The 14973-nt window shown below is 62.1% G+C and carries 14 protein-coding genes; 7 read left to right on the forward strand and 7 right to left on the reverse strand.

The features are described 5' to 3' along the window. Positions 1–54: 54 nt before the first annotated feature. Positions 55–966: a hypothetical protein gene (locus AT984_RS04075; RefSeq protein WP_156421884.1), complete on the reverse strand. Its 912-nt coding sequence runs from the start codon at positions 964–966 to the stop codon at positions 55–57. Positions 967–1091: 125 nt separating this feature from the next. Beyond that, positions 1092–3524: a sodium-translocating pyrophosphatase gene (locus tag AT984_RS04080; protein WP_058719013.1), complete on the reverse strand. Its 2433-nt coding sequence runs from the start codon at positions 3522–3524 to the stop codon at positions 1092–1094. 253 nt (positions 3525–3777) lie between these two features. Here AT984_RS04080 and ppa point away from each other — a divergent pair, with 253 nt between their 5' ends. Beyond that, positions 3778–4317: an inorganic diphosphatase gene (gene ppa / locus AT984_RS04085; RefSeq protein WP_058719014.1), complete on the forward strand. Its 540-nt coding sequence runs from the start codon at positions 3778–3780 to the stop codon at positions 4315–4317. A gap of 55 nt (positions 4318–4372) precedes the next feature. Here the strand turns inward: ppa and AT984_RS04090 are convergent, their stop codons facing one another. Next, positions 4373–5545 carry a GNAT family N-acetyltransferase gene (locus AT984_RS04090; protein WP_058719015.1) on the reverse strand — a complete coding sequence of 391 codons (1173 nt, stop codon included), beginning with the start codon at positions 5543–5545 and terminating at the stop codon, positions 4373–4375. Between the two features lie 11 nt (positions 5546–5556). Between AT984_RS04090 and AT984_RS04095 the strand changes: the two genes are divergently transcribed. After that, positions 5557–7245, forward strand: coding sequence for an NAD+ synthase (locus AT984_RS04095; protein WP_058719016.1), 1689 nt, complete (start codon positions 5557–5559; stop codon positions 7243–7245). A 42-nt stretch (positions 7246–7287) separates the two neighbouring features. After that, positions 7288–7626 carry a P-II family nitrogen regulator gene (locus tag AT984_RS04100; protein ID WP_058719017.1) on the forward strand — a complete coding sequence of 113 codons (339 nt, stop codon included), beginning with the start codon at positions 7288–7290 and terminating at the stop codon, positions 7624–7626. A gap of 7 nt (positions 7627–7633) precedes the next feature. Here AT984_RS04100 and AT984_RS04105 read toward each other — a convergent pair whose 3' ends face one another. From AT984_RS04105 to AT984_RS04120, 4 genes are read right to left on the reverse strand one after another with little or no spacing between them, the layout of a single operon-like run. Beyond that, entirely contained in the window at positions 7634–8185 is a 552-nt protein-coding gene (locus AT984_RS04105) for an RDD family protein (protein WP_058719018.1), read from the reverse strand. Next, on the reverse strand, positions 8182–9027 hold the full coding sequence (locus tag AT984_RS04110) for a DUF3106 domain-containing protein (protein WP_082679775.1): 846 nt from the start codon (positions 9025–9027) through the stop codon (positions 8182–8184). The genes AT984_RS04105 and AT984_RS04110 overlap by 4 nt, the downstream gene beginning before the upstream one ends. 13 nt (positions 9028–9040) lie before the next feature. Then, entirely contained in the window at positions 9041–9490 is a 450-nt protein-coding gene (locus AT984_RS04115) for a DUF3619 family protein (RefSeq protein ID WP_058719019.1), read from the reverse strand. Beyond that, a complete protein-coding gene (locus AT984_RS04120) occupies positions 9487–10053 on the reverse strand; it encodes an RNA polymerase sigma factor (protein WP_058719020.1) in 567 nt (188 codons plus the stop codon). Before AT984_RS04120 ends, AT984_RS04115 begins: the two co-directional genes overlap by 4 nt. 256 nt (positions 10054–10309) lie before the next feature. Between AT984_RS04120 and AT984_RS04125 the strand changes: the two genes are divergently transcribed. The 4 genes from AT984_RS04125 to pssA all read left to right on the forward strand — a co-directional run bounded on the left by AT984_RS04125 (position 10310) and on the right by pssA (position 14755). Continuing rightward, entirely contained in the window at positions 10310–12103 is a 1794-nt protein-coding gene (locus tag AT984_RS04125; protein ID WP_058719021.1) for an acetolactate synthase 3 catalytic subunit, read from the forward strand. A gap of 158 nt (positions 12104–12261) precedes the next feature. Continuing rightward, positions 12262–12753 carry an acetolactate synthase small subunit gene (gene ilvN / locus AT984_RS04130; RefSeq protein ID WP_058719022.1) on the forward strand — a complete coding sequence of 164 codons (492 nt, stop codon included), beginning with the start codon at positions 12262–12264 and terminating at the stop codon, positions 12751–12753. A 55-nt stretch (positions 12754–12808) separates the two neighbouring features. After that, positions 12809–13825: a ketol-acid reductoisomerase gene (ilvC, locus tag AT984_RS04135; RefSeq protein ID WP_058719023.1), complete on the forward strand. Its 1017-nt coding sequence runs from the start codon at positions 12809–12811 to the stop codon at positions 13823–13825. An 87-nt stretch (positions 13826–13912) separates the two neighbouring features. Further along, positions 13913–14755 (forward strand): CDP-diacylglycerol--serine O-phosphatidyltransferase, encoded by an 843-nt coding sequence (gene pssA / locus AT984_RS04140; RefSeq protein WP_058719024.1) that lies wholly within the window; start codon positions 13913–13915, stop codon positions 14753–14755. Positions 14756–14973: the final 218 nt, after the last annotated feature.

A 14973-nucleotide genomic window follows, 5' to 3' on the forward strand; every position in this document is an offset into this window, starting at 1 on the left:
AATGCGTGGCGAGGCCATGCCATGCCGACAGGCCCGCTCAGGGCTAACGCTGGTTTACAGCGGCTGCTCAGCCGGCGCACTGCGCCTGGCTTGCTGGCTGCTTGCGGCGCCAGCCATGGGGGCCACACCCATGCGTTCCACGCGGCGGCGCAAAAAGGCTTGGGCTAGGCTGGATTCGGGCAGCAGGCGCTGGCCGATGTAAAGCTCGCGGCGGCGCTCTTGGATCTGACTGCGCAGGCGGCTGGCCATCACGCACAGGGGATCCAGGCCCTTGAGTTCGGCCTGCGCAATGGCCTGCCAGAGCTGATGCATGGGGTGAGCTTGCAGGGCGATCAAATGCGCTTGCACCACGCGCAGGCGGCCTTGCACCATTTGCTCGCTGCGGGTCAGCCAGGTCTGCATGGCGTCGGCGTTGCCGCCCATCACCCGCAAGGGGCTTTCGCCCGCAGCCAGTAGCAAGGCCTCAAGCTGCGCGCGATTATTGGCGGCATAGGCCTCGTTGACCGTCATCATGGCCTGTTCGCGGCGCTGGCGCTCGACCGTGCTGGCGGCAAAGTCCGGGTGCATGCGCATGGCGGCGCGGCGATACAAGGTCTTCAAACTGGGTGGGGCCAGCTCGACCTGCCCGGCTTCCGGCGGGGCCGGCAGGGTCGTGCCTGTGGGCAGCTGAGGCAGCACCGGCAGGGCGGTGGCCTGCGGGGCGCGCGGCAAGGGCACTTCGATGCCATTGCGGCGCAAGGCTTCGGCGAGGTAATGGGTGGCGCAATGCAGCTGCGATTCCAGCGCGTCCAGTTCCAGGTAATGCTCGCCCAAGCTGTGCGTGTAGCGATCCACGAATGCCTGGACCTGCTCGCGCAGCGTGACAAAGACCTGCTCCTGTTGAGCCAGAAAGCGATGCAGATCATTCAGCTGGCTGCGGCGGCGTTCTAGGCCATGGCGGGACAGCGCGGAAGAGGACATCGACATGTGGGGCTGTTCGGGCTGCATTTTCGGATGGGCTGATTGTGGCCTGTTAGTGGGGCGCTTCAAAGTAGAAACAGCCCGCATGCGGGCTGTTTATTCCATCGTCTGAAACTGGGTTCCTCGGCAGCTTAGGGTTGCAAGCGTACTTCGACGCGGCGGCCCTCGGCGGCGTCACCGCTGCCGGTTAGGACTTCGGGTTTTTTCAGCTCGATCTTGTCCTCCGCGACACCGGCGGTTTTGAGCGCATCGCGCACCGCAAAGGCGCGCTGCTTGGCCAATTCCTCATTCTTGGCCGGGTCGCCGCTGGCGTCGGTGTAGCCGCTGAGAATCACCTGCTTGCCCGCCGCAGCGCCGCTGACGACGGCCGCCAGCGCGCCTGCCGCATCCGCCGCCAACTCAGCCTTGCCGCTGGCAAAGTAGAAGGCGACCGAGCCGTCGCTATTGGTGCGCACGCTGGGTACATCGGCCAGCAAGGGCGCCGTGACCGCGTGCGGGGTGGCCGCCACGGGTTTGATGCTGACGGTTGCCGGCAGCAGCGGCACGATCAGCAGGGCCACGATGTTGATGATCTTGATCAGCGGGTTGACCGCCGGGCCGGCCGTGTCCTTGTAGGGGTCGCCCACGGTGTCGCCGGTGACGGCGGCTTTGTGTGCTTCAGAGCCTTTGCCACCATGGTGGCCGTCCTCAATGTACTTCTTGGCGTTGTCCCAGGCGCCGCCGCCGGTGCACATCGAGATGGCAACGAAGAGGCCCGTGACGATGGTTCCCATCAGCAAGCCACCCAAGGCGGCCGGGCCTAAGAGCAAACCTACCAGTACCGGCACAACGACGGGCAGCAGCGAGGGGATGATCATCTCCTTGATGGCTGCCGTGGTCAGCATGTCGACGGCGGTGCCGTATTCGGGCTTACCGCTGCCGTCCATGATGCCTTTGATGTCACGGAACTGGCGCCGCACTTCCACCACTACCGCACCAGCGGCGCGGCCCACAGCCTCCATCGCCATGGCACCGAACAGATAGGGGATCAGGCCGCCAATGAAGAGGCCGACGATCACCTTGGGGTCGCTCAAATCAAAGGCCACCGAGATGCCGCGGCTTTCCAGCGAATGGGTGTAATCCGCGAACAGGACCAGCGCGGCCAAGCCCGCCGAGCCAATGGCATAGCCCTTGGTGACGGCCTTGGTGGTGTTGCCCACGGCGTCCAGCGGGTCGGTCACATCGCGCACTTCTTTGGGCAACTCGGACATCTCGGCGATGCCGCCGGCGTTGTCGGTGATGGGGCCGTAGGCATCCAGGGCCACCACGATGCCAGCCATGCTGAGCATGGAGGTGGCCGCGACGGCGATGCCGTACAGGCCGCCCAGTTGATAGGCGCACAGAATGGCCGCGCAAACAAACAGCACCGGCCAAGCGGTGGAGCGCATCGACACGCCCAGGCCGGCAATGATGTTGGTGCCGTGGCCGGTGGTGGAAGCCTGGGCGATGTGCTGCACCGGCGAGTACTGCGTGCCGGTGTAGAACTCGGTCACCCAAACCAGGGCGGCCGTTAGCACCAGGCCCACGGCGCAGGCGCCGAACAGGCGCAACTGCGTGCCGGCACCTAGGGCGTCATCCGGGATCACGGCATTGGTGACGAAGTAGAAGGCGATCAGGGAGAGCAGACCTGCCACCGCCAGGCCCTTGTACAAGGCCGGCATCACATTCTTCATCCCCGGCGAGGCCTTGACGAAGTAGCAGCCGATGATGGAGGCGATGATGGACACGCCGCCCAACATCAGCGGGTAAAGCACCGCGGCCATTGGCGCGTTGGCCACCATCAAGGCGCCCAGCGTCATGGTGGCGATCAGGGTGACGGCGTAGGTTTCGAATAAGTCGGCGGCCATGCCGGCGCAGTCGCCGACGTTGTCGCCCACGTTGTCGGCAATCACGGCCGGGTTGCGTGGGTCATCCTCGGGGATGCCGGCTTCCACCTTGCCCACCAAGTCCGCGCCCACATCGGCGCCCTTGGTGAAGATGCCGCCGCCCAGGCGGGCGAAGATGGAGATCAGCGAGGAGCCGAAGGCAAAGCCCAGCAGCGGCTTCAGCGTCGCGGCGTCAACCTTCTCGCCGCCGCTCAAGTACCAGAAAAACAGGCTCACACCCAGCAGGCCGAGGCCCACCACCAACATGCCGGTGATGGCGCCGCCCTTGAAGGCGACGTCCAGCGCTGGGCCAATGCCTTTGGTCGCGGCTTGAGCGGTACGCACATTCGCCCGCACCGACACATTCATGCCGATGAAGCCGCAAGCCCCCGACAAGAATGCGCCCAGCACAAAGCCCACGGCGGTGGTGAGGTCCAGAAACGCGCCGATCAAAAGGGTTAGGACCACGCCCACGATGGCAATGGTCTTGTACTGCCGCGCCAGATAGGCGGCTGCACCTTGTTGAATCGCCGCAGCGATCTCCTGCATGCGGGCATTGCCCGCGTCCTGGCTCAAGATCCAGCTTCTTTGAATGAAGCCATAGAGCACTGCGGCAAAGCCGCAGGCCAAAGCAAAATACAGCGCCAAACTCGTCGACATGTAGCTGTCTCCCGTTCTAGTGATTGCCGTAATGGATGGAATGTCCGTATGCAAATAGGCCTGCGCCTTTTGGGGTCAGGTCACGCCACTTGAGCTTAAGGGATGGGCTTGCGGCAATGCAATTGAGGCGTGTGGGTGTTTACCCAATGTGTGCGGGTAAACAAGGGTGTGTTGATTGGAATCATCATCACGTCAGTTCTGGGCAAGGCCTGCCCTTAGAATCCGGGTTTCCCCTCGGCAAATTGACAATCCCATGAGCCTGCACAACGTGACCCCTGGCGCCAAGGCGCCCGAGCAATTCAACGTCATCATCGAGATCCCGATGAATGCCGATCCGATCAAGTATGAAGTGGACAAGGAGAGCGGCGCGCTCTTCGTCGACCGCTTCATGACCACGGCCATGCACTATCCGTGCAACTATGGCTACATCCCGCAAACGCTGTCTGACGACGGCGACCCGGTGGATGTGCTGGTGATCACCCCCTTCGCGCTGACCCCTGGTGTGGTGGTGACTTGCCGCGCTATCGGCGTCTTGCAGATGGACGACGAAGCTGGCGGCGACGCCAAGCTGCTGGCCGTGCCCATCGACAAGATCCTGCCGATGTACACCCACTGGCAAAAGCCTGAGGATGTCAATAAGATGCGCCTCAACGCGATCCAGCATTTCTTCGAGCATTACAAAGACCTGGAGCCCAATAAGTGGGTCAAGGTCAAGGGCTGGGAAGGCCCTGAAGCCGCCAAGGCCGAGATCGTCTCGGGCATGGCCGCCTACCAGGCCGCTAACAAGGCCTAAGCCTTCGTTTCAAGCCTGCCCAGCAAAAGCGCCGCGCGAAAGCACGGCGCTTTTTTTATGGCTCGGGCTTGAAGGGCAGGTGGGATTCCAACTCATTGACGTAGCCGCGCATGGCCTGGCCTTCTTGGGCCAGAAAGTCCGCCACCGCGTCGCTGAAGCCGGCATGCGCCAGCCAGTGGCTGGATTGGGTGGGCACCGGCAGCAGGCCACGCGCCATCTTGTGCTCGCCCTGGGCCCCGCCCTCGAAGCGGCGGTAGCCCTTGCTAATGCACCATTGCAGCGGCTGGTAGTAGCAGGCATCGAAGTGCAGGCAGGAGATGCTCTCCAGCGCGCCCCAGTAGCGGCCATAGGCTGCGCCGGTGCTGGGGTCAATCGCGATCAGTGATGCGGCGACCCGCTCACCATCCTCCCGTTTGGCGATGAAGAGCAGCCAGTTGGCGGCCATGTGCTCGCTCATCTGGGTGAAGAAATCGCGCGTTAGGTAGGGGGTGCTGTGGTGTGCGCGGTAGGTGAGTTGGTAGCAGCGGTAGAAAAAGTCCCAGTCAGCCGGCGTGATTTGCCCGCCTTCGCGGGCTTCAAAAACAATGCCGGCCTCGCGCACACGGCGCTGCTCTTGCTGGATCTTTTTGCGCTTCTCGCGTTGCATCGAGGCGAGAAATTCCTCGAAAGAAGCGTAGGGCAGGGGCTGGCGGTTTTGCCAATGAAACTGCACGCCGTGGCGCGCCATCCAGCCCTGATTTTGCGCGGCTGCATGGTCTTGCTCGGTGCCAAACAGCAGGTGGGCGGATGAGAGCTTTTGCTGGCTGGCCAGCGCCTGCAAGCCTTGCATCAAGGCGCTGCGCGCGGCGTCGTCCAGGGCCAGCAAGCGGCTGCCCGGCACCGGTGTGAAAGGCACCGCCACCAGCAGCTTGGGGTAGTAGGCCAGGCCATGGCGCTGGTAGGCATCGGCCCAGGCCCAGTCAAACACATATTCGCCGTAGGAGTGGCTTTTCAGATAGGCCGGGCAGGCGGCCACCAGCGTCTCGTCCAGCCACACGCTGATGAACTGCGCTTGCCAGCCACTGGCCGCCACGGCGCTGTTTGATGCGTGCATGGCCCGCAGGTATTCCAGGCGCATGAAGGGGGTGGGCTGGACGGCGGCGGTGAGCAGTGCGTTCCAGGCCTCGAGTGGCAGCGCGTGCGGGTCGCTGTGAACCCGAATGACATAATCGTGCGGCCTCGTATTCAATCCAAATCCTCATGTCCGTCAAAGTCGCGCTGGCGCAAATCAATGTCACCGTCGGTGACATCCTAGGCAATGCCCAAAAGATGGTCGAGTGGGGCCGTCGCGCGCACGCCGCAGGCGCCCGATTGTTGCTCACGCCAGAGCTGAGCCTATGTGGCTACCCCCCGGAAGACCTTTTGCTGCGTCCGGCTTTCATCGAGGCCTGTGACGAGGCCTTGCGCTGGATCGCCCATGAGCTGCGCGATTGCGTGGGCCTGCATCTGGTGGTGGGTCACCCCTATCAGCGGGCCGGTGCGGCCGAACAGCGCAGCAAAAGCTGGGCCGTGCCGGCCCGCTTCAATGCCGCTTCGGTGCTGGCAGGGGGCCAGGTCTTGCGGACCTATTGCAAGCGCGAATTGCCCAACTATCAGGTGTTTGATGAGCGCCGCTACTTTGTCTCCGGCCGTGATGCCGGCGAAGCGCCGGTGGTGTTTGAGGTCGATGGCCTGCGCTTTGGCCTGACGATTTGTGAAGACGCCTGGTTTGCCGAGCCGGCGCGTGCCGCCAAGGCTGCTGGCGCCCAGGTGCTGTGCGTCCTCAATGCCTCCCCCTTCCATTTGGGCAAGGTCGAAGAGCGTGAGCAGCGCATGGCCGAGCGGGTCGCTGATGTGGGCTTGCCGCTGCTGTATTCGCACTTGGTCGGTGGCCAGGATGAGGTGGTGTTTGACGGTGCCTCGTTTGCCCTGGACGCGCGTGGCCAGGTCGCGGCGCGCGCGCCGATGTTCGAAGAAGCCTTGACCCTGGTCGAGGTGAGCGCCGACGGCAGCGTTGAGGGCCAGGTCGTGCCCCTGCCGGAAATGGAGGCGCAAGCCTGGGCCGCCCTGGTCACCGGCGTGCGCGATTACATCGGCAAGAACGGTTTTCCTGGTGCCATCATCGGCTTGTCCGGCGGCATCGACTCGGCCCTGGTGCTGGCGATTGCCGTGGATGCTCTGGGTGCCGACCGGGTGCGCACGGTGATGATGCCTTCGCCCTACACGGCCGATATTTCCTGGATCGATGCCCGCGATATGGCCGAGCGCCTGGGCGTGCGCTACGACGAGAAATCGATCGTGCCCATGTTCGAGGCCTTCAATGCCGGCCTGGCCGATGAGTTCGCCGGCCTGCCGCTGGATGCCACCGAAGAGAATATTCAGGCACGTATCCGCGGCACTTTGCTGATGGCCTTGTCCAATAAATTCGGCGCGATTGTGCTGACCACCGGCAACAAGAGCGAGATGGCCACCGGCTACTGCACGCTTTACGGCGATATGGCGGGAGGCTTTGCGGTCATCAAGGATGTTGCGAAGACCTTGGTGTTCCGCCTGGCTAACTGGAAGAATCAGCAGCCCACACGGCGCGCCGATGGCAGCATTGGCCCGGTGATCCCGAAGCGCATCATCACGCGCCCGCCCTCGGCCGAATTGAGGCCCGACCAGAAGGATCAAGACAGTCTGCCGCCTTACGAGGTGCTGGACGGCATCTTGGCGCTCTACATGGAGCAGGATCAGTCCATCGCAGACATCATTCAGGCCGGCTATGCCCCGGCCGATGTGGAACGCGTCACCCGCCTGATCAAGATCAACGAATACAAGCGCCGGCAGGCGCCGGTGGGCATACGCATCACCCACCGTGCTTTCGGTCGTGATTGGCGCTATCCAATCACCTCAAAGTTCCGTGCTTAAATCAAGCAAGCCCTCTTATTGACCATTCGGAGACCCAAGTCCATGAAGCAGATCACCGCCATCATCAAACCATTCAAGCTCGACGAAGTGCGTGAATCACTGGCCGAGGTGGGTGCTTCCGGCCTGACCGTCACCGAGGTCAAGGGCTTTGGCCGTCAGAAGGGCCACACCGAGCTGTATCGCGGCGCCGAGTATGTGGTCGACTTCCTGCCCAAGGTGAAGGTCGAGGTGGTGGTGAAGGACGAGGATGTGGAGCGCTGCATCGACGCCATCCTGAAGGCCGCCAAGACCGGCAAGATCGGTGACGGCAAGATCTTCGTCACGCCGGTGGAGCAGGTGGTGCGTATCCGCACTGGAGAGACCGACGAAGACGCGGTTTAAGCTTTCGTCAGCGCGCGTTTTTCAGCGCGTGTTTTCTCTCGCGCTTAACCGGCAGCTGAGTGATCAGCTGCGTTCCGCACAGCACGTCATGCAAAAACTGTTTTTGCGGCAGCAGCAATGCTAGCAAGGCATAAGCGGCAATGCCGGCGAGCAGGGCGCCCATGATGGCGCCGGTGCTGTGCAGGCCTGCAGCCCAGGCACTGAGCAGCGCGGGCACAAACCACAGATAGCTCAGCACATAGCGCGCCAAGGCGCGCGCTTGGCTCAAGGCTAGGCCTTGGCGGTCCACCACCCGGATATGCCAGGCCTTCATCGCCACCGTTTGGCCGCCGCGCGACCAAAACCAAGCGAAATAAATGCCCAGCACCGCGAACAAAAAAGCCTGCAAGGCATGCTGGCCCTGCATGGCGTGGCGTTGTTGAGTCATGGCCGAGAAGAAATAGCCCGCCACAAAAACCACGCCGAAAAGCAGCACGCCTTCGTACATGAAGGCGGCCATGCGGCGCGCCAGCCCGGGCCGCTCAATTGGCGCGGCGCTTGTCGTCTCAATAGAACTCATTGCTGGGGCGGGGGCGTGCGTTTGGGCAAGAGGGTCTTGCTGTCCACCAAGCTGGGGTCGGCAAACACCTTGGTCTGGCCGGCTTGCTGGTGGCTGGGCTGACTCAGGCGCTGGTTGATGAGCACCGTGCTGGCGCCCGACTTGGCCTGCACCACGGCAGGCGCCACCGAACGATTCGGCAAGCCCTTGCTGGTGGAGGGGATCAGGTTGGATTTGGCTTGCTGCTGTGCGCCGGCTTCTTGCTGGCCGGGCGCGGCATTGCGCTTGATCTGCTTGCTCACTGCCTTTTCGGTCAAAGCCTGGCGCTGCTCGGGCGTTAGGGCCTGGTAGGCCTCCCACTTGGCTTGACGAGCATCTGGTTTGAGTTGCTGGGCGTCTTGGAAGCTCAGGCGCGCTTGCTGGCGCTCGGCCGGGCTCATGCGAGCCCAGCTGTGCATGCGTTCTTGCAGGCGGGCCTGCTCAACCGCGGGCAGGGCGGGGTAGCGGGCCGCAATCTCCAGCCATTTGCTACGGCCGAAGTCGTCCATCTTGTTCCAGTCCCGCTCCAGGGGCTGCAAGGCCGACTGCTGGGCTGGGCTCAGGCTCTTCCAGGCTGGCGCGGACAAGAGTGGCGAGTTGGTGGTGCGCGGAATGGGTGTTGGTTTGGCTGCGATTGTGGCTGCGACCGTGGCTGGGCTCGATGCTGCCACGCCAATGGCTGGCGCTGTTGCCGGGGCCGCGCTGGCGGCGACCGCAATGCCGGCAGGGGGCGCGGCCACGGGTGCGGAGGAGCTGTCGCTGACCTGGGCCCAACTCAGCCATGGCGTGAAAACCAATGCGAAGGCGATAGCTGACTCTTTCATGCAATACCCATCATCACTGTTGTTCTTCGCTTAGGTATTCCGTGAAGCCGGGGTCACTGTAGGCGGCGGGCGGCAGGTGGTCGGCCAGCAAGGCGGTGTCGACCTCGGCCGAGGCGTTGATCTGTTGGTACCACTGGCTTTGCTGAATCAGCGCCAAGCCCAGCACCAGCATCAGCAGGGGCAAAACAGAGGCGAACTTGAGCCAGCGCGGCGAAGGGCCGCCGCCAAGTGCCAAAGTGGCGCCCATTTGCACGGTGCCTTGCACCGTTTTGGGCGCCAATTGCACCTGGGCGGCACGGGCCGAGCGGGCGCGCAGCATGGCTTGGTCGCGGGCGACGCGCAGGCGCTCGGAAATATCGTGGGGCAGGGTGTCGTTCGCCTCGCTCAGACTGGCCGCCACTTTGAGGCCAAAGCGTGCCACGCGGGCATCCAGCTCCTGCGCGAAATGTGTTGTTGTACTCATAGTGTGATCCCCTTGGCCTTCAACGATTTTGCCAATGAATGGGTGGCGCGCGAGCAGTGCGTTTTCACGCTGCCTTCCGAGCAACCCATGACGGCGGCCGTCTCCGCGACGTCCAACTCCTCCCAGTAACGCAGCAGGAAGGCTTCGCGTTGACGTTCGGGCAATTCAGCCACCTCGGCTTCGATCGCATGCAAGATCTGCACCCGCGAAACCTCGTCGGCCGCGCTGAGCGCGCCCAGGGCGCCGTCCTGGCCCTCCAGCATCTGCATCAGGTCGAAATCGCTGTCGGGGTCGTTGGATTCGAAGTCCGACATGTTCTGCATGACGGCCGTGCGTGTCTTGCGACGACGGAACCAATCCATGGTTGCGTTCGACAAGATGCGCTGAAACAACAGCGGCAGCTCCGCCGCCGGGCGGTCGAAGTATTTTTCCGCCAGCTTGATCATGGCGTCTTGGACGATGTCCAGTGCGCCATCATCGTCACGCACCAAATAGGCGGTGCGTTTGAAGGCGCGGCGGTCCACGCTCTTCAGGAAGTCGTTGAGTTCTTTGTCGGTGGCCAAGGAGGGAAATGGGCGAACCCGATGCTGGCAAATGTGGGCGCAGTATCGCATTCCGAGCGAATTGACTAGTCACTCCAGCCGGAGCTGTGCGAACTCGGTGCATAATGCTGCTTCGCACAATGAATTTTCTGGTCTCAAGCTGGCTGCCCAACCGGGGCGCCATGTTTTTTGATTGCGCAGGTTCCGAGTCCACCTCACAAGGGTGCGAGTAGGAGCACCGATGGTTTTTCGTTAGAGAAATTCACAAAGGTTTTATATGGAATTGCAAAGCGCGGACTTCAAGCGTGCCTCCGCGGCACAGTCGCACATTACTCCCCCCAATTTTTCGACCTCGTCTGAGCTCAATGGCTCCGAAGCGTTGATCCGTTGTCTGCAGTCCGAAGGTGTTCAATACCTTTGGGGCTACCCAGGCGGCGCGGTGCTCTACATCTACGACGCGCTCTTCAAGCAAGAGACCATCCAGCATGTGCTGGTGCGCCATGAGCAAGCCGCCGTGCACGCCGCAGACGGCTATGCCCGTGCCACCGGCAATGTCGGCGTGGCGCTGGTGACCTCGGGCCCTGGCGTGACCAATGCCATCACCGGCATCGCCACCGCCTATATGGACTCGATCCCGATGGTGATTGTGACCGGCCAGGTGCCGACACCCGCCATTGGCCTGGATGCATTCCAGGAATGCGACACCGTCGGCATCACCCGGCCTATCGTCAAGCACAACTTCCTGGTCAAGGATGTGCGTGATCTGGCTGTGACGATGAAGAAGGCCTTCCACATCGCCCGCACCGGCCGCCCCGGCCCGGTGGTGGTGGACATCCCCAAGGATGTCTCGATGGCCAAACTGCCTAATTTCGCCTACCCACAGCATGTGGAGATGCGCAGCTACAACCCGGTGCGCAAGGGCCACTCCGGCCAGATCCGCAAGGCTGTGCAGTTGCTGCTGCAGGCCAAGCGCCCTTATATCTATTCGGGCGGCGGCGTCATTTTGGGTGAAGCCTGCGCCGAGTTGCGCGAGCTGACCGATCTGCTGGGCTACCCGGTCACCAACACCTTGATGGGCTTGGGTGCTACGGCGGCCAGCGACCCCAAGTTCCTCGGCATGCTGGGCATGCACGGCACCTTCGAAGCCAATATGACCATGCAGAACTGTGATGTTCTGCTGGCCGTGGGCGCGCGTTTCGATGATCGGGTGATCGGCAACCCCGCCCACTTCGCTTCCGTTGAGCGCAAGATCATCCATGTGGACATCGACCCTTCGTCGATCTCTAAGCGGGTCAAGGTGGACATCCCCATCGTCGGTGATGTGAAGGATGTGCTGCAGGAATTGATCTTCCAGATCAAGGAAGCGCGCGCCTTGCCGGATTCGGCCGCCATCAACGCCTGGTGGAGCCAAATCAATGAATGGCGCCGCAAGGATTGCCTTGTCTACAAGCCGTCCACGGAGGTCATCAAGCCGCAGATGGTGGTCGAGACCCTGTGCCGCCTGACCAAAGATCGCGACACTTACATCACCTCCGATGTGGGTCAGCACCAGATGTGGGCGGCGCAGTACTACCGCTTTGAGCAGCCGCGCCGCTGGATCAACTCCGGCGGCCTGGGCACCATGGGTGTGGGCCTGCCCTACGCCATGGGCATCAAGCTGGCCAAGCCGGAATCGGATGTGTTCTGCGTGACGGGCGAAGGCTCGATCCAGATGTGCATTCAGGAGCTGTCCACCTGCCAGCAGTACAAGACGCCGGTCAAGATCGTCGCCTTGAACAACCGCTATCTGGGCATGGTGCGGCAGTGGCAGGAACTGGACTACGGCGGCCGCTACTCCCATAGCTATATGGAAGCGCTGCCCGACTTCGTCAAGTTGGCCGAGGCCTATGGCCATGTGGGCCTCTTGGTGACCCGGCCCGAAGATGTGGAGGGCGCTTTGAAAGAAGCCATCCGCTTGAAAGACCGCACGGTCTTTCTGGACATCCGCACCGACCAGACCGAAAACGTCTGGCCCATGGTGCAGGCCGGCAAGGGCATTTCCGAAATGCGCCTGGGGTCCGAAGACCTCTGAGTCTTGTGAGCGGGGCTGGGGCCGCTGCGTTACCGCGCACGGCCAATGGCCCGGCAAACAAGATTTCGAGTTTGGATACCTACTCCCATCAATCGAAGAGCGTGGCCAAGAACCGGCAGTTACCGCTGCCGGTTTGAAGAGCGCGAAGGACGAGTCAAATGAAACACATCATTGCATTGCTGATCGAGAACGAGGCAGGCGCGCTGTCTCGCGTCGTGGCGCTGTTTTCGGCCCGTGGCTACAACATCGAAAGCCTGACGGTTGCCCCCACCGAGGACGCCTCGCTGTCGCGCATGACCATCGTCACCACCGGCTCGGACGAGGTGATTGAGCAAATCACCAAGCATCTGAACCGCCTGATCGAAGTGGTCAAAGTGGTGGACCTCACCGAAGGCCATTTCACCGAGCGTGAGCTGATGCTGATCAAGGTGCGCGCCGTCGGCAAAGAGCGCGAGGAAATGAAGCGCACCAGCGACATCTTCCGTGGCCGCATCATCGATGTGACCGAGAAGACCTACACCATTGAGCTGACCGGTGATTCGTCCAAGCTGGACGCATTCATCAACTCGATCGACCGGGCCTCCATTCTGGAGACCGTGCGCACCGGTGCCAGCGGCATCGGCCGCGGCGAGCGCATCCTGCGCCTGTGAACTTGAATTCCCCGAATTTTTCTACCCAACACACCGTTTTACCCTGGAGCACGACATGAACGTTTATTACGACAAAGACGCTGACCTGAGCCTGATCAAGGGCAAGAACGTCACCATCATCGGCTACGGCTCACAAGGCCATGCCCACGCACAAAACCTGAACGACAGCGGCGTCAAGGTCACCGTCGGTCTGCGCCGCAGCGGCGCGTCCTGGGCCAAGGCCGAGAACGCCGGCCTGAAGGTTGCCGAAATCGCCGACGCCGTGCGCGCCGCCGATGTGGTGATGATTCTGCTGCCCGACGAGCAAATCGCCGAGGTCTACAAGAACGAAGTCGAGCCCAATATCAAGCAAGGCGCTTCGCTGGCCTTCGCCCACGGCTTCAATGTGCACTACGGTCAAGTCACGCCCCGCGCTGACCTGGACGTCTGGATGGTGGCGCCTAAGGCTCCCGGCCACACCGTGCGTGGCACCTACACCCAAGGTGGCGGCGTGCCCCACCTGATCGCCGTCTACGCCGACAAGACCGGCAAGGCCCGTGATCTGGCCCTGAGCTACGCCTCCGCCAATGGCGGCGGCAAGGCTGGCATCATCGAAACCAACTTCCGCGAAGAAACCGAAACCGACTTGTTCGGCGAGCAGGCAGTTCTGTGCGGTGGCGCGGTGGAGCTGATCAAGGCCGGTTTCGAAACTCTGACCGAAGCCGGTTACGCGCCCGAAATGGCTTACTTCGAGTGCCTGCACGAGCTGAAGCTGATCGTTGACCTGATTTATGAAGGCGGTATCGCCAACATGAACTACTCGATCTCCAACAATGCCGAGTACGGCGAGTACGTGACCGGCCCGCGCGTCGTCACCGAAGCCACCAAGGACGCGATGCGTCAGTGCCTGAAGGACATCCAGACCGGCGAATACGCCAAGAGCTTCATCCTGGAAAACAAGGCCGGCGCACCGACTCTGCTGAGCCGCCGCCGCCTGACCGCCGAGCATCCCATCGAGCAAGTGGGTGAGAAGCTGCGCGCGATGATGCCGTGGATCAAGGCCAACAAGCTGGTCGACAAGTCGAAGAACTAAGCCCTGAGCTGATCAGTGCCAAGAGCCGCGTGCGCCTGCAGGCCACGCGGCTTTTTCCATGGCCCGTCTGCTGTATCCTTGCGCCCCATGACTGAGCCAAAGACCTCCGTCGATCTTCCCGAAGACGACAACACCGAATTCCAAGAACCCCTGCGCCCGCGCCGCAAGGGTATTTACATTCTTCCCAATCTGTTCACGCTGGCGGCCTTGTTCAGCGGTTTCTACGCCATCGTGATGGCGATGAACGGGCGCTTCGAGCAGTCCGCTTTCGGCATCTTCAGCGCCATGGTGCTGGACAGCCTGGACGGCCGCGTGGCCCGCATGACCAATACCCAAAGCACCTTTGGCGAGCAGATGGACAGCCTATCCGACATGGTGTCTTTCGGCGCCGCGCCGGCCCTGATCATGTACATCTGGGGCCTGCAAGGCTTGGGCAAATGGGGCTGGTTCGCCTCCTTTGTGTATTGCGCTGCCGCGGCCTTGCGCCTGGCACGCTTCAATACCAATCTGGCCGTGGTCGATAAACGCTTCTTCCAGGGCTTGCCCAGCCCGGCGGCTGCGGCCATTCTGGCCGGCCTGGTGTGGGTGATGGATGAAGCCGGCTTTAAGAATGTGCATGCCCAGCCGATGCAGGCTTGGCTGGTTTTTGCGGTCACCTTGTATGCCGGCCTGACCATGGTCACCAACGTGCCGTTCTACAGCTTCAAGGACGTGAGCTTCAAGCGCTCGGTGCCCTTCATCGTGATCGTGGCGATTGCGCTCTTGATCGCGGTGATCAATATCGACCCGCCGCGGGTGCTGTTCTTCTTGTTCTGTGTCTACGGCCTGTCGGGCTATGCCGTCTACACCTACAAAAAGCTGAAGGGCAAGCCGGTCAGCGTGATTGCGACGTCGACGGATGAGCCTGATGAAAAGGGCTTGCATCAATAAGCTCGGGCGCCAAGCGCCTGGGCTCTCGCGTGCTATATTCGACGCCATGAATTTCTCGTTGAACATGCTCGGTCTACTACTAGGAACCCCACGGGTTCGGTGATCGCGCGCGTCTCTACAAGAACGTCAATCTGATCTCAACGGCCCGTATGCAATCTGCAGCGGGCCGTTTCTTTTTTCGTGTCTGTGGGTTGCAAATCAATCACTCTGGAGCATTC

Origin of the sequence: Paucibacter sp. KCTC 42545 (genome assembly GCF_001477625.1) — a bacterium.
Taxonomy (GTDB): Bacteria; Pseudomonadota; Gammaproteobacteria; order Burkholderiales; family Burkholderiaceae_C; genus Paucibacter_A.